Origin of the sequence: Vogesella oryzae, assembly GCF_902829295.1 — a bacterium.
In the GTDB taxonomy this organism is placed as follows: domain Bacteria; phylum Pseudomonadota; class Gammaproteobacteria; order Burkholderiales; family Chromobacteriaceae; genus Vogesella; species Vogesella oryzae.
Genome location: NZ_CADEPL010000002.1, coordinates 93,691 through 109,993 on the forward strand (window position 1 = coordinate 93,691; position 16,303 = coordinate 109,993).

Sequence of the window (16,303 nt, forward strand, 5' to 3'; positions counted from 1 at the left end):
ATTTTGCTACCGGCACGCCCTGTTGTGACAGGAGATGCCACCATGTTCGTTGCCCGCTGGAGTATTGAAGCCCGCTTTGGCCACAAGTCGGAGGTGCTCGACCAGATGCACCGCTGGCTGCGCGAGATCGGCTCGCAGGTCGGCTGGACCGAAGACAACACCCGGCTGCTGACCGGTTCGATCGGCGCCAAAGAATCCACCATCCAGTCCGAAATCGTCGTCGCCTCGCTGGCCGAGCTGGAAACCGCCTGGGCCAAGCTGGCCACGCTGGAAACCCATGCCGCCTGGAGCAAGCAGCTGGAACCTCACGTGGTGTCCGGCACCCAGAAGTGGGAAATTTTCCGTCTGCTCGGCTGATTGGCGGCCCCCGCGACGCTGCCGCGCCAGCGCTGTTGGCCGCACCGCGCGGCAGCTACACCTAAGCCACTGATTCCGCTATACTTCCGCCCCTTCACCCCACCCACCGCAGGAAGTATTCATGAGTCTGTTGCCGCACCAGGTCGAGCTGCTATCCCCCGCCAAAACCGCCGACATCGGCCGCGAGGCCATCCTGCACGGCGCCGACGCGGTGTATATCGGCGGCCCCAGCTTCGGTGCGCGCCACAACGCCTGTAACAGCGTGGAAGACATCGCCGCGCTGGTGCAGTTTGCCCACCGCTATCACGCGCGCATCTTCACCACGCTGAATACCATCCTGCACGACGCCGAGCTGGAAGCCGCGCGCAAGCTGGTCTGGCAGTTGTACGACGCCGGCGTGGACGCGCTGATCGTGCAGGACATGGCGATGCTGCAGATGGACCTGCCGCCGATCCAGCTGCACGCCTCCACCCAGTGCGACATCCGCACCCCGGAAAAGGCGCGCTTCCTGTCCGATGCCGGCTTCAGCCAGATCGTGCTGGCGCGCGAGCTGACCATTCCGCAGATCGCCAAAATCTCGCAAGTGGTGGCCGAGGGTAATGACCCGGCCGCCATCGAATACTTCATTCACGGCGCGCTGTGCGTGGCGTTCTCCGGCCAGTGCTACATCAGCCACGCCGACACCGGCCGCAGCGCCAACCGTGGCGACTGCTCGCAAGCCTGTCGCCTGCCGTACACGCTGACCGACGAAAAGGGCGGCGTGGTGGCGTTCGACAAGCACCTGCTGTCGATGAAGGACAACAATCAGAGCAACAACCTGGAAGCCTTGCTGGACGCCGGCGTGCGCTCGCTGAAGATCGAGGGCCGCTACAAGGACGTGAGCTATGTGAAGAACATCACCGCCCACTACCGCCTGCTGCTGGACGAAATCTTCGAGCGCCGCCCGGAGCTGGCGCCGGCTGCCAGCGGCAGCAGCGAAATCTTCTTCACGCCCGACCCGGACAAAACCTTCCACCGCGGCGCCACCGACTACTTCGCCACCGGCCGCAAGCAGGACATCGGCGCCTTCGATTCGCCCAAATTCGTCGGCGTGCAGCTGGGTAGCGTGCACCAGGTGGGCGATGGCTGGCTGGAAATCGCCACCAGCGAGCAGATGAGCAACGGCGACGGCATCAACTTCATGAAGAAGCGTGAAGTGGTGGGCATGCAGCTCAACACCGTGAAGCAGATCGGCAAGGTGCCGGGCGGCGAGCTGTTGTGGCATTGCGTCCCGAACGACCCGGCACTGCTGGCTGGCCTCAAGCCGGGCACCGACATCAGCCGCAACCGCGACCACGCCTGGGAACTGGCGCTGCTGAAAAAATCCGCCGAGCGCCGCATCGGGGTGTGGGCGACGCTGGCCGACACGGCCGACGGCCTGACGCTCACCCTGACCGACGCCGATGGCTGTAGCGCCGTCGCTCGCGCCAGCATCGCGCTGGAGCCGGCCAAGGACGCCGCCCGCGCCGAAGCCAGCCTGCGCGAAGCGGTGGCCAAGCTCGGCAACACCCTGTTCTTCGCCCACGACGTGGCGCTGAATCTGGCGCAGCCGTGGTTCGTGCCGGCCTCGGTGATCAACGGCCTGCGCCGCGACGCGGTAGAGCAACTGGAAGCGGCACGGTTGGCCGCATGGGTGCGCCCGCCGCGTAAAATCGAGGCCGAACCGAAACCGCGCTTCCCCGAGCAGAGCCTGAGCTACCTCGCCAACGTCTACAACGCACAGGCGTGGGAGTTCTACCGCCAGCATGGCGTGGAAGTGATCGAACCGGCGTACGAAGCGCATCAGGAAGAGGGCGAAGTCAGCCTGATGATCACCAAGCACTGCCTGCGCTTCTCCTACAACCTGTGCCCGAAACAGGCCAAGGGCGTGAAGGGCGTGATGGGTCAGGTGCGCGCCGACCCGATGGTGCTGAAATCCGGCGACGAAACCTACACCCTGAAGTTCGAATGCCGGCCGTGCGAAATGCACGTGATGGGCAAGATGAAGAAGCAAATCCTGAAGTCGGCGCCTCCGAGCGACATCCCGGCGACCGCGCCGATTACCTTCTTCAAGCAGCGGCCTGTGTCGTGAGCTAGCAGGGGATGTGGCCAAGGTTGGCCGCATGGTTGCGGATTAACAGCAAGGGCAAGCCGGATGGCTTGCCCTTGTTCTATGTCCGCCACGGCGACGCCGACGCGGCTGTCGCAACGCGATTGCCCGCCGGGACGCAGCGATTCCAGCACCAACAAAAATGCCAAATGGATGGAATACCGGAGTGGATTCGGTTATGGTGGCGGCCATGCCATCCACGTGTCCACACACAACCGTTCCGGAATCCGCCGCATGCAACGCCGACTACTTTCTGCCTTGCTGGCAGGCTTGCTGTGCGCCAATGCCGGCCACGCCGCCAGCACGCCCGACACACAGGCGGTCGATACTGCCGCCCGCGCCTGGCTCGCCCTGATTGACGGCAATGACTTTGCTGCCAGCTGGCAGCAGGCCGCCGGCCTGTTCAAGGCATCCATCAGCCAGCAACAGTGGCTAGGCGCGCTGCAACAGGCACGCTCGCCGCTGGGCAAGCTGCAATCACGCGTGCTCGCCTCCGCTGTGCCGGCTCATGCCTTGCCGGGGGCACCGAACGGCGACTACGTGGTCATCCGCTACCGCGCCCGCTTCGACAATCGTGCCGACGCCATTGAAACGGTGACGCCGCAACGGGAATCGGATGGCACATGGCGGGTAAGTGGCTACTTCATCAACTAGTTGCGGCCAAATCTGGCCGCCAGGAGAACGCAGCATGCAGGCAATCGGTACTTTCCACATCCAACTCACCGCCCAGCCGGCTTTTTACCAGGGCACAGACGCCATGCAGCTGGGGCGCATGACCTTCGACAAGCAGTTCAGTGGCGATCTTGTCGCCAGCAGCCGCGGCGAAATGCTCAACGCCATCACCCCGACAGCGGGTTCCGCCGGCTATGTCGCCATCGAGCAGGTACAAGGCAGCCTGGCAGGGCGACAAGGCAGCTTCCTGCTGCAACACAGCGGCGTGATGACGCGGGGCGAGAAAATCCTGACGCTGACGGTGGTGCCGGACTCGGCCACCGGCGAGCTGGCCGGGCTGACCGGTTCCATGGATATCAATATCGTGGATGGCCTGCATCACTACAGTTTCGACTACCGGCTGGATTGAGCCGCCTTGCGGCCAGCAGCGCCAGCCAGTACGCGTGCTCCTGCCTGTTGGCCGCGGTGGCAGATGATGGGCACGTGGTACAAGGCCCCGGCATTATTCCCCGCAACAAGCCCTGCCGGCCGCCAGCAGCTTTGCTCACCATCGCCGCGATACTATGCTGAAGCGTGATGAAGCCATGAGCAGAAAGGCTTGCCATGCCGCGCTTTCGGACACTGCTGCTGTGCTGCAGCTTGCTGTGGAGCACGCTTGCGGCAGCCGCCATCTGGCGAGTTGGCGTTGACCAGTCGTTTCAGGAGCCGCGTCTGGGTATCGGCTTCCACCACGATCAGCGGGCACTGTTTGCCGCATCCAGCTTGCCAGGGCTGGATAGCCCCGAGCTGGCTGGCGGCCAACGCACCATGCTGGAAATCCTGCTGCTCGGACGCATGCTGCAGCAGGTCGATCCGCAGGCCCGGATTCAGCTGGTTGGCTTCCCCAACATCCGTCGTGGCATGGCCATGCTGGTAGAGGGCGATATCGACGTGCTGGGACAGACGCTGTTTGATGGCGATGTGCTTCCCCTTGAACACGAACTGGCACTAGAACAGACCATGCTGAAAAGTGCCCCCCTGATTCGTCGCGGCGAGTTCGAGATGGGCGTGTTCACCACCGCCAACCGCCCCGAGATTCTGGGCATACGGGATGCCGCGGCCTTTCAACAGCTGGCCGGCGTCACCGTCGATAGCTGGGCAGGCGACCTGGCGATCATGCAGCGGGTGCATCCGGCACAGCTGCATACCGTCCCGCGGCGAGAACAACTGGCGGTGATGATTGCCAATCGCCGCGCAGATTTCACCTTCTCCTTCCTGACCGAAGCGGTCGTCACGCGAATAGGCGGCAAACTGGTACGGATTCCCGGTTTCAAGGTCAGCATCAACGACGAGCGCGCGTTCTATTTCAGCAGGGAGCGCCCGGAATTGCTTCGCCACATGAATGCCCTGCTGGCACAGCTGCGGCAACAAACCCCGGATGGCGTCTATGCCGCCCTGGTCAAGGCGCGCGTGGTAGCGCCGGAATTCCGGCAATGGGTAGAACTGGGACGCTGACACCCCTGCCAAACGCCAACGTTTGAGATACCCGCCGGCGGCTAATCATCATGGCGGCTAGCCTGCCACGCCCTGCGGCCAACGTTGGCCGCAGGTGTTTTTATATAACCAACGACAAGGGCAAGCCAAATGGCTTGCCCTTGTACATTTATGTTCAGGTCCATTATCTTTTAAAAAATCAACATTATTAAATATGACAGATTACACTGGTACTTTGTTTTTAGTTATAAAATTGAACCGCCATCTACATTAAGGTAGCGATTTATGGAATCATCCGCGCCACAATTGGAGCCCGCTACTTGCCACATAAATGGCAAGGCCATACACGGGATTCCCGGAGTAAAACTTGATTATCAAGCGCTGGAAATCCACCTCCACGGTCGAGAGCGGATAAAGCTATACACGTTCAAAGCAGTAATGTTGCCTAACGAGAGAAACCGCAAGGGGACTGATCGCTACAGTTTTATTGGCCCTAAGCTGGGTCTTTATCACGACACCATCGATATGCGTGATGGGCCATACGTGAATCACTATATTGACCAACTGGATATTTCCATTACCTACCTCTCAAATACTGAAGCGTCCTTCAATATCAAGGGTAGATGTGATCTTGCCAGATCTTACTTCGATCCGTATTACTTCAAAGAGGTCCCCTCTGGAGATTGGACATTCGAGGTATCATTTGTGTACAAGTTTAAGCAAGTATGATCGCCACCAATTCATTCCTCCAGATCTCGCACAATTAAGCCGCATAAGACAGGCGGATTCTGTCATTAAACTCAGTCAGCACTGGTAGGTTGGGCTGAGCCTGCGAAGCCCAACGTTTACCGCGTCTCCGCAAGGTTGGCCGCAAAGGTTTCCTGCATTGCCGCCAACCTTGCTACCCGCCAGCCCCACTCTCGGCCCGCACACGCATGGGCCATTTTCATGCCTGCTGCCAGTTGGCGGCGGCGTCGAAATACACCACCAGAAAATCGACGAAACAGCGCACCTTGGCAGACAAGCCCAGCCGCGGCGGGTACAGCGCCCAGATGTCGGCCAGCGCGCCGTGCCAGTCCGGCAGCAACTGGCGCAAGCTGCCACTGTACAGGTAGGGGGTGACATCCCACAGCAAGCGCAGCAGCACAGCAGCTTGCGGGCCCAACGTTTACCACGCTTAAAAAAGTTGGCCGCTAACCGTCATAGCGTTGCGGCCAACCTTTTTTACGATGCCGCGATGTAGCGATCCGGCCGGTGATAAAAGCCGATCACCAGGCTCATCGCCGCAGCGCCGATCAGCGAGCCGATCAATTGCGGCAGGCTGCACAGCAGCAGCGATGCCAGCAGGATCAGCAGGTCGATGCCGAATTGCAGCTTGCCGGCACGCAGGCCGTAGCGTTGCTGCACGTACAGCGCCAGGATGTTGATGCCGCCGACGCTGGCCTTGTGGCGGAACAGCGCGATCAGCCCCATGCCGAGCAGCAGCCCGCCAAGCAGGCCGGTGAAATAGGGGTTGAGATGGCCGGCAAACGGAAACAGCTGGCGGCATTCGCCCGACAGCAGCGACACCAGCGCCACGCAGACAAAGGTGCGCACGGTAAACGCCACGCCCATGTGGCGCAGTGCCAGCCAGTAGAACGGCAGGTTGATCAGGAAGAACAGCCAGCCGAATGGTGCCAGCCCCTGGTAGTGCAGCAGGAAGGCGATACCGGCGGTGCCGCCGGTGAGCAGGCCGGCCTGCACGAACATGGCCATGCCGAAGCCGATGAAGGAGGTGCCGATCAGGATGGCGAGCAGGTCTTCTGCTCGGCTGTGTGCCAGCGGATTGTGTCCGCTTGTCAGGCGCGGGGAGTCGGTAGTCATGGGTGGATACCGTGGAGCGAATGGTCAGAAACGGCGCGCCGGGTAAGGGCGCCGCGCTACTGAAAATCGCATGCAAGAAGCCTGCCAGTGCCCGCTGCGGCCAAGCTTATAGCCGATTATTCCTTCCCTCCGGCCGCATGTTTGCCTACAACGCAAACACCCCCCTTTGTTGCGGAGCCGATCATGCCTGTGCTGTTGCTTGCTGTTTTTCTGCTTGCCGCCTGCGGCCCCAGCGGCAAGATCGCGGAGCCGCAACGCCAGGACCTGGACAAGGCCAAGGCGGTGCAGCAATCGGTAGACAGTTACCAGCAGAACCTGCAGCAACACATCGATGCCAGCCAGTAGGCGCCGCCGGGGCGGAAGGAGAGCATCATGATCGAGCAATTGGCCAGCACGGCGGTGCAGATCGTTGCCGTGCGGGTAAGCGGCACCCTGCACGACGCCGATTACCGGCTGCTGGAGCAGCTGATGGACAAGGCGCTGCATCACCACCAGCGCCTGGCGCGGCTGTATATCCAGTTTGAAGACTTTCACGGCTGGGACCTGCATGCCGCCTGGGATGACCTGAAATTCGGCACCCGGCACTACGCTGATCTGGAGCGCATCGTGCTGGTGGGAGAGCTGCGCTCCATGCCGTGGATGGTGCGGCTGTTACGGCTGTTCAGCCGCGCCGAGGTGCGCGGCTTTCCGCTGGCCGAGGTGCCGGAAGCCTGGGCCTGGCTGCACCAGGATATCTGAGCCGCCAGTACGCAGCATCCGCAGCTGGACTTTACTGCCGCGCCCGATCTCGACTGCATGCCGCAGTAAACCAGCCGCCATGCCGCCGGCACCGGCGAGCCGTTCGCCGCCGACAGCATGCCGTGGAACAGTTATCAACAGGACAGCCGCTTCGGCGTAAGTTATCAACAGCTGGGCGAGTGTGGCGTGCGCAGCTGGGACAGGGCGTCGACGACACGGCGAGCCTGGACTATTGGCACGGCCAGCCCGGCAGCCAGGACCAAACTCGCGGAACAGAGCGTTGCTTGCATGCTGCCGGTATTGGCGGGATCATCGCCGCCCCCACCCGACCGGATTGCCCCCTGAACTCGCTTTACCTCCCGCTGGCCTTCATCATCGGCATCGTGATTCCGCTGCAGGCGGCCATCAACAACCAGCTCAAACTGCTGATCGGCGGCAGTCCGATCCTGGCGGCGCTGGTGTCGTTCCTGGTCGGCTCGGTGACGCTGGTGCTTGCCGCGCTGCTCACCGGCCAGCGCTGGCTAGGGTTGGCCGCCTTACCCAAGGCCGAGTGGTGGATGCTGACCGGCGGCGCGCTGGGTGCGCTGTTCGTGTTCGGCACCACTTTGCTGGCACCGCGCCTCGGCGTGGCGGTGATGCTGTCGCTGATCATCGCCGGCCAGGTGTGCGCCTCGCTGCTGTTCGACCGTTACGGCTGGCTGGGCATGCCGCTGAAAGAGATCAACAGCTGGCGCCTGCTGGGCGCGGCGCTGGTGATCGCCGGCGTGCTGCTGGTCAACCTCGGCGACAAGCTCGGCAAAGGCTGAGGCCCATCGCGGTGGCGCGCGTTTCACGTGGAACGCGCGCCGCTGCCTGCGAGCCGGCGCTGGCTTGTTGCGTCGCACACCACTGCCCCTCAACACACAGCTTGGCCGCAACGCTGATCCGCCATGGCTCAAGGACACGCGGATACATTTCCGCCGCACGCCTTAGCTGCACTGCAACAAAGTTATGGCTATGCTGGTAAAAACCGTTTCCGGAGCCAGCCATGCCCAGTGCCACCCTGTTCCACGATCTCAACGCCTACCTCGCCGATGCCTGGCAACGCAGCATCCTGACGCTGGACGTGCTGCGCGAACGCGGCGATGTCTATCTGGAGCATCACGCCGACGGCAAACCGCCGGTGCTGGCCTTCGACTACAGCATCATCATGGATGGCCGCAAGCTGCCGCAGCCGGTGAACTACGCGCTGGCGGCGATCCAGCCGCCGCCCGGCAGCCCGGCCACCGATCCGGACAAGCGCCCGTTCGTGGTGATCGACCCGCGCGCCGGCCACGGCCCGGGCATCGGCGGCTTCAAGATGGACAGCGAGATCGGCATCGCCTTGCGTCAGGGCCACCCGTGCTACTTCGTAATGTTCTTCCCGCAGCCGGAGCCCGGCCAGACCATCGAGTGCGTGCTGCAGGCGGAAAAAGCCTTCCTGGACCGCATCAACAGCCTGCACCACGGCCACAGCGGCAAACCGTTCGTGATCGGCAACTGCCAGGGCGGCTGGGCGCTGGCGCTGCTGGCCGCCACCGCGCCGGACAAGGTTGGCCCCATCCTGCTGGCCGGTTCGCCGCTGGCGTACTGGTCCGGGGTGCAGGGCAAGCACCCGCTGCGCTATAGCGGCGGCCTGACCGGCGGCACCTGGGGCGCGTCGCTGGCCGGTGATCTGGGCGGCGGGCTGTTCGACGGCGCGCACCTGGTCAGCAACTTCGAGAACCTCGACCCGGCCAACACGCTGTGGAAAAAACCGTACCGGCTGTATGCGCAGGTGGACAGCGAGCGCGAGCGTTTTCTGGAGTTCGAACGCTGGTGGGGCGGCCATTTCATGCTCGGCAAACAGGAGATGGAGTGGATCACGCAGAACCTGTTCGTCGGCAACCATCTGGCCGCCGGCGACATCGAGCTGGAACAGGGCAATAGCCGCGTCGACCTGCGCAATATCCGCTCCCCGATCATCGTGTTCGCCAGCTGGGGCGACAACATCACCCCGCCGCAACAGGCGCTGAACTGGGTGATGGACCTGTATCACAGCAGCGACGAGATCCGCGCCAACGAGCAGACCATCGTCTACTGCCTGCACGAGCAGGTAGGGCATCTGGGCATCTTCGTCTCCGCCGGCGTGGCCAACCGCGAGCACAGCGAGCTGGCCAGCGCGCTGGACCTGATCGACGTGCTGCCGCCGGGACTGTACGAGGCGGTGATTACCGATACCCATCCGGAAACGCCGGGGCTGGACTACCTGCAGGGCCGCTATCTGGTGCGCTTCGAACCGCGCGAGATTGCCGACATCGCCGCGCTGGACGATGGCCGCGACGACGAGCAGGCATTCGAGGTGGTGCGCCGCGTCGCCGAAATCAACCAGCAGCTGTACGACAGCTTTGTGTCGCCGTGGCTGCGCGCGCTGATCAAGCCGGCGCAGGCCGAAGCGCTGCGCGTGCTGCATCCGGCACGCCAGGAGCGGCTATGGCTGTCCAGCTACAACCCGTGGCTGGCCTGGCTGCCGCGCACCGCCGCCCAGGTGCGCAGCCAGCGTCGCCCGGTGGCCGCCGACAACCTGTTCTGGCAATGGCAGCAACAAGGCAGCAAGCTGGTGGCCGAGGCGCTGGAGCAATGGGGCGAGTGGCGCGACCACTGCTTCGAGCAGACCTTCCAGCTGCTGTACGGCGCGCCGTGGCTGCGTGCCGCCGTCGGTCTGCCGCCGGCAGCCGGCTGGCAGCGCGAAGCGCAATCCGGCCGTTGGGAGCGCGAGGAAATGCTGCGCCTGAAGCGCGCCGAGCTGGAACAGCACTACACCGCCGGCTCGCCGTTCGACGGCCTGCTGCGGCTGCTGGTGTACACCGCCATCGGCACCGGCGTGGTGGATGTACGCCCGTTCAACGCCATTCGCCGCCTGATGTCGGAAACGCCGCTGGGCGAGGGCGTGGCGCTGCCGGCGCTGAAAGACAGCATCCGCCGCCAGACCTGGCTGGTGCGCAACGATGCCGAGCGCGCGCTGGACACACTGGGCAGCCTATTGATCGAACCACAGCAACGCCAGCACGCGCTGGACCTGGCCTGGCATCTGCTGGGCATCGCCGGCCAGATCAGCGAGGAAAAACAGGCACGGCTGGCGCGCGTCGCCGCGGCACTGCAACTGGCGGGCCCCAGCCCGCAAGCGGGCGAGGTGCAGCAGGCAGCCACTAGCGCAGAACCGGCTACCACGCCCGCCGCGGTGGCGACCCCGCCTGCGGCCGACAGCGTAGCGCCCAAGCCGGCACGCCAGCCCGCCGCCAGACGCGCCCCGCCCGCCAGCAAACCGGCAGCCAAGCCTGCATCCAGCAACGCCGCCAAACCGGCAACGACCCGCAGCCGCCGCAAGCCGGCGCCGGACGCGGAATAAGCGTCATCACAACTTGCGGCCAACCCATGCCGGGTTGGCCGCAAGCGGTTGAAGCATCAGTATTTTTCAACCGCCACACTGCCAACAGCCACTATGCTGAAGTCTTACCGGCACGCAGCCGGACAGACAGGAGTCAGCAGCATGAACAACCCGGTTGGCTGGTTTGAAATCTACGTGCAGGACATGCCGCGCGCGGTGCGCTTCTACCAGGCCGTGCTGCAGCTGCCGCTGGAGCAGCTGAACTTCCCCGGCATGGCGATGTGGACTTTCCCGATGCTGCCGGATGGCAAGGGTGCCTCCGGCGCACTGGTGCACATGGCGGGCCGCGCCTCCGGCGGCAATAGCGTAATGGTGTATTTCAGCTGCGGCGACTGCGCCGAAGAAGCGGGCCGTATCGAAGCGGGCGGCGGCAAGCTGTTGCAGGCCAAGATGGCCATCGGCGAATACGGCTTCATCGCGCTGGGGCAGGACCCGGACGGCAACAGCTTCGGTCTGCATTCCATGCAATAGCCCGCTGGCAGTGTCTCGCTGCGGCCAACCTCGACAAGTTGGCCGCTTGCATTTTGCCAACGTCATCTCCACCTGTGGCGGACAGCCACCCGCACAGGAACTCGCCATGTCCGCCTATCACCTCGCGCAACTGAATATCGCCACCCTGCTGGCACCACTGGATTCGCCGCAGCTGGCCGATTTCGTCGCCAACCTGCAGCGCATCAACAGCCTGGGCGAGAGCGCGCCCGGCTTTGTCTGGCGGCTGCAGGACGAAGCCGGCGATGCCACCGCGCTGCGTCCGTTCGGCGACGAGGTGATCGTGAATATGTCGCTGTGGTACAGCCTCGAGGCACTGGGCGACTTCGTCTACCGCAGCGAGCACGTGGATTTCTTCCGCCGCCGCCGCGAGTGGTTCAGCCGCATGGCCGAGGCCGCCAGCGTGCTGTGGTGGGTGCCGGCCGGACATATCCCGACGCTGCAGGAAGCGGCCGACAAACTGGCGCAGCTGCGCCGTGATGGCCCGTCGGCCGGGGCATTCAGCTACGCGCGGCCGTTTCCGCCGCCGGTGGCCGGTGCCGGTACCGCCTGAGCCGCGGCTTGCTTCCGCTGGCGGCTGCCCGTAGAATGCGCGGCTTCCGCTTTTTTGGCGGAATTTGTTGCCAATTCAATGCGTTAGGGATAGCCGTGGCCGATATCGACCGCCTCGATACCTGGATCAAGTACAAGAACGGGCTGTGCAGCGACTGCATGGCCTCCTGCTGCACCATGCCGGTGGAAGTCAAGCTGCCGGACCTGGTGCGCATCGGCGTGGTCGACGAGTTCGAGCTGGATGAACCGATCAAGAACATCGCCAAACGGCTGGAAAAACAGCGCATCATCCAGCATTTCAACTTCAAGCACGGGGTGTTTACCCTGGCGCAGCGTTCCAATGGCGACTGCCTGTACCTGGATGCCAAGTCCCGCTTGTGCACCATCTACGAACAGCGGCCGAACACCTGTCGCAACCATCCCAAGATCGGCCCGCGCCCGGGCTATTGCGCCTATCGCCGCAATCCGGCGCATGGCCGCAAGGTAGCCACGCATGACTGACAAACAGGCCAACAACCCGCTGCACGGCATCACGCTGGAGGCGCAGCTCACCGAGCTGGTGCGCCACTATGGTTGGCCGCAGCTGGGCCAGCTGGTGAAAATCCGCTGCTTCAACAGCGACCCCAGCATCAAGTCCAGCCTGACCTTCCTGCGCCGGACACCGTGGGCGCGCGAACAGGTGGAGGCGCTGTACCTGCGCATGGTCAGCCCCAAGCCGGCGGCGACTCCCCGTGGCCCGGCACCCCGCGTGCTGTTTGCCGGCAAAAGCCGTTCCTAGCCTCTTGCAAAACGCATAATCCGGCACCATGTGCAGCGGGAACCTCCCAACCGGAGGCCATCCCAACCGTTGACGATCCGACCCGGCGGCCATCACGCCGGACTCGGCTCTTCGCCGACATTCAGCATGGAGTCGCGATGAAACTGTATTACTCCCCCGGTGCCTGCTCGCTGTCCCCGCATATCGCCCTGGCCGAATCCGGCCTGCCGTACACCTTCGAGAAGGTGAACCTGCGCGCCGAGCCGCGCCTGACCGAAAGCGGTGCCGATTACCGCGCGCTGAACCCGAAAGGCTATGTGCCGGCGCTGCAGCTGGACAATGGCGAGTTCCTCACCGAAGGCCCGGCGCTGCTGCAATACATCGCCGATCAGGTGCCGGAACGTCAGCTGGTGCCGGCCAACGGCACCATGGCGCGCTACCGGCTGCAGGAAATGCTCAACTTCCTGTCCACCGAGGTACACAAGGGCTTTGCGCCGCTGTTCCGTAGCCAGGATGACACCGTGAAAGAGGCGGCCTGGCAGCAACTGACCACCCGTTTCGACATGCTGGCGCAAGTGCTGGCCAAGCAGGACTACCTGCTGGGCGACAGCTACAGCGTGGCCGACGGCTACCTGTTCACCTGCCTGTCGTGGACCAAGTACCTGAACCGCAGCCTGGACGCCTGGCCGGTGCTGCAGGCCTACGTTGGCCGCATCGGCGAGCGCCCGGCGGTGATGCGCGCGATGCAGGAAGAAGGCCTGCTGTAAGCAGCCGCCTGCCGCGACACACCCCGCACGTGCGGGGTGTTTTGCTTTCTGGCAGCATCGCCGTTTCACCTTGCAGGAGCACGCCATGAGCAAACTGGTAGACGTGGACGGCCTGATCGCCGCCCAGCGCGATTTCGCCGCGGTCCGCGACTGGCAGCCGTATCACACGCCGCGCAACCTGATGCTGGCGCTGGCCGGCGAAGTGGGCGAGCTGGCCGAGATTTTCCAGTGGAAAACCGATGCCGAGGCCGCCAGCATGGCGGCCAACCCCGCCGAGTTCACCCACCTGCAGGAAGAGCTGGCCGACGTGCTGATGTACCTGGTGCGGCTGGCCGATGTCTGCGGTGTCGATCTCGATGCCGCCGCCCGCGACAAGCTGGCCAAGAACGCGCAGAAATATCCGCCACCGGCCGCCTGAACACGCGCCCCTGCCGCCGCCACGGCGCGGGCGATGGTGACGCAAACAAACCGATACGCCGCCATTTGCTGCCGTTATTTATTGAAATATCCGATCAGCAAACAGCCGCAACCGCAAAAGCCAATGGCATTGGCAATGCTTGAAGCATGGTTTTAAAGCAACTGCTAACATCTTATTTTCAAACATTTTCCTGGTAGCCATGACGCATCCGGAACACTCCCTCACTCACGACGGCGCAATCAGCAACCCGGCCAGCCGCCGCCTGCAGCAGATTCTGGATCTGTTGCCGCAACCGGTGATGCTGTTCCGTCCGGATGGCCGCGTCGATTTCGCCAATAGCGCCGCGCGCCAGCAGCTCGGCAACCCGGCGCCGGATGTCAGTTGCCACCATTACACCCTCGGCAACGAGCAGCCCTGCCACGACGGCCAACCCTGTCTGCTGCAGCAGGCCAAAGCCGGCGGCAGCACCATCAGCCGCGTGCCGTTCCGCCGTGACATCCAGCACAACGGCCGCTTTGTCGAGATCACCGTGGCACCGCTGTTCGGCGAGGATGGCCAGCTGGAAGGGCTGCTGGAAACCCACCACGATGTCACCGCGCGCAAGCAGGAAGAGCAGCGGCTGCAATTGCTGCAGGGGCAGCTGACCGAGCTGGCCCACCGCGACCCGCTGACCAATCTGCCCAACCGCCGCTACCTGGAACTGAAGCTGGAAACGCTGGCCAAGGATCGCGTCTCGCGCCATTACGCACTGCTGTATGCCAATCTGGATGGTTTCCGCGCCATCAACGATGCCCACGGCCATGTGGTCGGCGACCGCGTGCTGGCGCTGGTGGCGCAACGCTTGCGCAGCGCGGTGCGCATCAGTGACCTGCTGCTGCATGCCGGCGGCGACGAATTCGCCATCCTGCTGGAGAACAGCAACGACAGCGGCGCGCGCGCGGTGGCCGGCAAGGTGATCGCGGCGCTGTGCCCGCCGCTGGACGGCCTGCCGCTCCCGAACCAGCTTGGCATTTCAGTCGGCATCGTGATGTTCGGTACCGGCAGCGGCATGCCGCCAGCGCTGCTGCCGCAAGCCGTCAGCACCATGCACAGCGCCAAACGGCGCGGCGGCAACGACCGCGAGCTGATCCGGCTGTAACACCGAAGCGCAAAAACCAAGCGGCCAACCTGTTACGGGTTGGCCGCTTGGTTTTTGCTGTCGCGCCGCGGTTTCACATGAAACGCAACGGGTTGATCTGCCACTTCTCCGGGTTCTCGTGGCTGACGATCTTGTCACCGCCGCCAAAACCCAACGGTTTGGACAGATCGACAATCTCCGGCGTCAGGTACACGCCGCTCTTGGTGCTGAAGAAGGTCTTGATCTTGGGCTGCAACAGGCTGCCCTCGTTCTGCTCCACCACCACCCCCAGCTTGCCGGACTCCAGCCGCACCAGCGTACCGACCGGGTAGATGCCGACACAGCGCATGAAGGCCTGCACCAGCTTGGGGTCGAAGTGGTACTTCGACCACTCGTAGATCTTGCGTAGCGCGTCGGTGGCCGACATGCCCTTGTGGTAGCAGCGGTCGGCGGTAATGGCATCGTAGACATCGACAATCGCCGCCATCTTGGCCAGCGTGCTGATGGTGTCGCCCTTGAGGTTATGCGGATAACCGCTGCCGTCGATGCGCTCGTGGTGGTGCAGGGTGATGTCGAGCGGGATCTCGCCGATGCCCTCGGTGCGGCACAGGATGTCGAAACCATCGCGCGGGTGACGCTTGATAATGTCGAATTCTTCCTCGCTCAGCCGTCCCGGCTTGTTCAGCACCTCGTCCGGCACCAGCGCCTTGCCGGTGTCGTGCAGCAGACCGCCCATGCCGGCCAGGTGGATGGTGTCGCGGTCCAGCCCCACCGACCGGCAGAAGGCGATCATCAACGTGCCCACGCTGACCGAATGCAGGAAGGTGTAGTCGTCCTTGTGCTTGATGCGCAGCAGGGTCAGCAGTGCGCCGCCATTGCGCAGCACCGATTCGGTGATCGCCTCGATCATCGGATCCACTTTTTCCAGCTCCACCGCCTTGCCCAGGCGCACATCTTGCATCACGGTTTTCACCAGCTCGTGGGCCTGGTTCTTGATGCGTGCGGCACGAGCCATTTCGTCGGCAATGGACACCCGCAGATCGATGGCGGGTTCCATACTGACGACTTCGATCATTTCCTGCTCGAGCTTGACCCGCACTTCTTCCTCGGTGCGGGCGTGCTTTACGTCCAGGCCCTTGCTGGTATCGATGTAAATCTCATGGATACCGGCCGCGACGATTTTTTCGATTTCCTGTTCGCTTTTGAGCAGGAAGCTCTTGCGGAAAAAAGGGTGTGATGACCAGTCGCAGTTCAGGTCTTCAATAAACATCCCGACCTTGAGGTCACTGACATCAATACATTTGATCATGAAGTTGCCACTTAACGCCAAAACACAGCTAAAACCGTTGCACAAAGCGCATGATACGCCGCTGCAAGATGAGCGTCCGCAAAGTGTACAAAATGTTGACGACCCGCAATCCCGCCGGCCAACGGTAGCGGCCATCAAAGACGATGTCATTATACGAATGAGTGTGGTGTTTCCGATGCAACCCTAGCTGCCACATAGCTGAATTGCCTGCCTGCGAC

The 16,303-nt window shown here is 63.3% G+C and carries 20 protein-coding genes; 17 read left to right on the top strand and 3 right to left on the bottom strand.

Translation table 11 applies throughout. The annotated features are described in order from the left end of the window. Window positions 1-42: 42 nt before the first annotated feature. From HU218_RS01015 to HU218_RS01040, 6 genes are all read left to right on the top strand, one after another. On the top strand, window positions 43-357 hold the full coding sequence (locus HU218_RS01015; RefSeq protein WP_174873052.1) for a hypothetical protein: 315 nt from the start codon (window positions 43-45) through the stop codon (window positions 355-357). 121 nt (window positions 358-478) lie between these two features. Next, the gene (locus HU218_RS01020) at window positions 479-2,467 is read left to right on the top strand and encodes a peptidase U32 family protein (protein WP_174873053.1); all 1,989 of its coding nucleotides are present in this window, start codon (window positions 479-481) and stop codon (window positions 2,465-2,467) included. A gap of 252 nt (window positions 2,468-2,719) precedes the next feature. Continuing rightward, window positions 2,720-3,139 (top strand): DUF4019 domain-containing protein, encoded by a 420-nt coding sequence (locus HU218_RS01025; RefSeq protein WP_174873054.1) that lies wholly within the window; start codon window positions 2,720-2,722, stop codon window positions 3,137-3,139. Between the two features lie 34 nt (window positions 3,140-3,173). Then, on the top strand, window positions 3,174-3,566 hold the full coding sequence (locus HU218_RS01030; RefSeq protein ID WP_174873055.1) for a DUF3224 domain-containing protein: 393 nt from the start codon (window positions 3,174-3,176) through the stop codon (window positions 3,564-3,566). A gap of 194 nt (window positions 3,567-3,760) precedes the next feature. Continuing rightward, complete coding sequence (locus HU218_RS01035) at window positions 3,761-4,651, top strand: type 2 periplasmic-binding domain-containing protein (RefSeq protein ID WP_174873056.1); 891 nt, start codon at window positions 3,761-3,763, stop codon at window positions 4,649-4,651. 264 nt (window positions 4,652-4,915) lie between these two features. After that, on the top strand, window positions 4,916-5,359 hold the full coding sequence (locus HU218_RS01040) for a hypothetical protein (RefSeq protein WP_174873057.1): 444 nt from the start codon (window positions 4,916-4,918) through the stop codon (window positions 5,357-5,359). Window positions 5,360-5,576: 217 nt separating this feature from the next. Here the strand turns inward: HU218_RS01040 and HU218_RS01045 are convergent, their stop codons facing one another. After that, window positions 5,577-5,777 (bottom strand): type 2 periplasmic-binding domain-containing protein, encoded by a 201-nt coding sequence (locus HU218_RS01045; RefSeq protein ID WP_246210685.1) that lies wholly within the window; start codon window positions 5,775-5,777, stop codon window positions 5,577-5,579. Between the two features lie 77 nt (window positions 5,778-5,854). Then, window positions 5,855-6,493: a YitT family protein gene (locus tag HU218_RS01050; protein WP_174873058.1), complete on the bottom strand. Its 639-nt coding sequence runs from the start codon at window positions 6,491-6,493 to the stop codon at window positions 5,855-5,857. A gap of 183 nt (window positions 6,494-6,676) precedes the next feature. Between HU218_RS01050 and HU218_RS01055 the strand changes: the two genes are divergently transcribed. The 11 genes from HU218_RS01055 (at window position 6,677) to HU218_RS01105 (ending at window position 14,797) form a co-directional block, all read left to right on the top strand. Further along, entirely contained in the window at window positions 6,677-6,838 is a 162-nt protein-coding gene (locus HU218_RS01055) for a hypothetical protein (protein WP_174872967.1), read from the top strand. Window positions 6,839-6,865: 27 nt separating this feature from the next. Then, window positions 6,866-7,231 (top strand): SpoIIAA family protein, encoded by a 366-nt coding sequence (locus tag HU218_RS01060; RefSeq protein WP_174873059.1) that lies wholly within the window; start codon window positions 6,866-6,868, stop codon window positions 7,229-7,231. 284 nt (window positions 7,232-7,515) lie between these two features. Then, window positions 7,516-8,037: a DMT family transporter gene (locus HU218_RS01065; protein WP_246210686.1), complete on the top strand. Its 522-nt coding sequence runs from the start codon at window positions 7,516-7,518 to the stop codon at window positions 8,035-8,037. 221 nt (window positions 8,038-8,258) lie between these two features. After that, entirely contained in the window at window positions 8,259-10,637 is a 2,379-nt protein-coding gene (locus HU218_RS01070; RefSeq protein ID WP_174873060.1) for a DUF3141 domain-containing protein, read from the top strand. Between the two features lie 141 nt (window positions 10,638-10,778). Beyond that, window positions 10,779-11,147 carry a VOC family protein gene (locus tag HU218_RS01075; RefSeq protein WP_174873061.1) on the top strand — a complete coding sequence of 123 codons (369 nt, stop codon included), beginning with the start codon at window positions 10,779-10,781 and terminating at the stop codon, window positions 11,145-11,147. 106 nt (window positions 11,148-11,253) lie between these two features. Then, the gene (locus HU218_RS01080) at window positions 11,254-11,718 is read left to right on the top strand and encodes a DUF3291 domain-containing protein (protein WP_174873062.1); all 465 of its coding nucleotides are present in this window, start codon (window positions 11,254-11,256) and stop codon (window positions 11,716-11,718) included. Between the two features lie 95 nt (window positions 11,719-11,813). Next, window positions 11,814-12,218 carry a YkgJ family cysteine cluster protein gene (locus HU218_RS01085; RefSeq protein ID WP_246210687.1) on the top strand — a complete coding sequence of 135 codons (405 nt, stop codon included), beginning with the start codon at window positions 11,814-11,816 and terminating at the stop codon, window positions 12,216-12,218. Next, the gene (locus tag HU218_RS01090) at window positions 12,211-12,495 is read left to right on the top strand and encodes a VF530 family protein (protein ID WP_174873064.1); all 285 of its coding nucleotides are present in this window, start codon (window positions 12,211-12,213) and stop codon (window positions 12,493-12,495) included. Before HU218_RS01085 ends, HU218_RS01090 begins: the two co-directional genes overlap by 8 nt. Before the next feature lie 137 nt (window positions 12,496-12,632). Then, a complete protein-coding gene (gene gstA / locus HU218_RS01095; protein WP_174873065.1) occupies window positions 12,633-13,241 on the top strand; it encodes a glutathione transferase GstA in 609 nt (202 codons plus the stop codon). Window positions 13,242-13,326: 85 nt separating this feature from the next. Continuing rightward, on the top strand, window positions 13,327-13,659 hold the full coding sequence (locus HU218_RS01100) for a nucleotide pyrophosphohydrolase (protein WP_174873066.1): 333 nt from the start codon (window positions 13,327-13,329) through the stop codon (window positions 13,657-13,659). A 199-nt stretch (window positions 13,660-13,858) separates the two neighbouring features. Next, window positions 13,859-14,797: a GGDEF domain-containing protein gene (locus tag HU218_RS01105; protein ID WP_174873067.1), complete on the top strand. Its 939-nt coding sequence runs from the start codon at window positions 13,859-13,861 to the stop codon at window positions 14,795-14,797. Window positions 14,798-14,870: 73 nt separating this feature from the next. Here the strand turns inward: HU218_RS01105 and HU218_RS01110 are convergent, their stop codons facing one another. Beyond that, complete coding sequence (locus tag HU218_RS01110) at window positions 14,871-16,085, bottom strand: HD-GYP domain-containing protein (protein WP_174873068.1); 1,215 nt, start codon at window positions 16,083-16,085, stop codon at window positions 14,871-14,873. Window positions 16,086-16,303: the final 218 nt, after the last annotated feature.

Coding starts and splice junctions, on each gene's coding strand:
- HU218_RS01015 (WP_174873052.1), top strand. CDS start 43: ATGTTCGTTGCCCGCTGGAGTATTGAAGCCCGCTTTGGCCACAAGTCG.
- HU218_RS01020 (WP_174873053.1), top strand. CDS start 479: ATGAGTCTGTTGCCGCACCAGGTCGAGCTGCTATCCCCCGCCAAAACC.
- HU218_RS01025 (WP_174873054.1), top strand. CDS start 2,720: ATGCAACGCCGACTACTTTCTGCCTTGCTGGCAGGCTTGCTGTGCGCC.
- HU218_RS01030 (WP_174873055.1), top strand. CDS start 3,174: ATGCAGGCAATCGGTACTTTCCACATCCAACTCACCGCCCAGCCGGCT.
- HU218_RS01035 (WP_174873056.1), top strand. CDS start 3,761: ATGCCGCGCTTTCGGACACTGCTGCTGTGCTGCAGCTTGCTGTGGAGC.
- HU218_RS01040 (WP_174873057.1), top strand. CDS start 4,916: ATGGAATCATCCGCGCCACAATTGGAGCCCGCTACTTGCCACATAAAT.
- HU218_RS01050 (WP_174873058.1), bottom strand. CDS start 6,493: ATGACTACCGACTCCCCGCGCCTGACAAGCGGACACAATCCGCTGGCA.
- HU218_RS01055 (WP_174872967.1), top strand. CDS start 6,677: ATGCCTGTGCTGTTGCTTGCTGTTTTTCTGCTTGCCGCCTGCGGCCCC.
- HU218_RS01060 (WP_174873059.1), top strand. CDS start 6,866: ATGATCGAGCAATTGGCCAGCACGGCGGTGCAGATCGTTGCCGTGCGG.
- HU218_RS01070 (WP_174873060.1), top strand. CDS start 8,259: ATGCCCAGTGCCACCCTGTTCCACGATCTCAACGCCTACCTCGCCGAT.
- HU218_RS01075 (WP_174873061.1), top strand. CDS start 10,779: ATGAACAACCCGGTTGGCTGGTTTGAAATCTACGTGCAGGACATGCCG.
- HU218_RS01080 (WP_174873062.1), top strand. CDS start 11,254: ATGTCCGCCTATCACCTCGCGCAACTGAATATCGCCACCCTGCTGGCA.
- HU218_RS01090 (WP_174873064.1), top strand. CDS start 12,211: ATGACTGACAAACAGGCCAACAACCCGCTGCACGGCATCACGCTGGAG.
- gstA (WP_174873065.1), top strand. CDS start 12,633: ATGAAACTGTATTACTCCCCCGGTGCCTGCTCGCTGTCCCCGCATATC.
- HU218_RS01100 (WP_174873066.1), top strand. CDS start 13,327: ATGAGCAAACTGGTAGACGTGGACGGCCTGATCGCCGCCCAGCGCGAT.
- HU218_RS01105 (WP_174873067.1), top strand. CDS start 13,859: ATGACGCATCCGGAACACTCCCTCACTCACGACGGCGCAATCAGCAAC.
- HU218_RS01110 (WP_174873068.1), bottom strand. CDS start 16,085: ATGATCAAATGTATTGATGTCAGTGACCTCAAGGTCGGGATGTTTATT.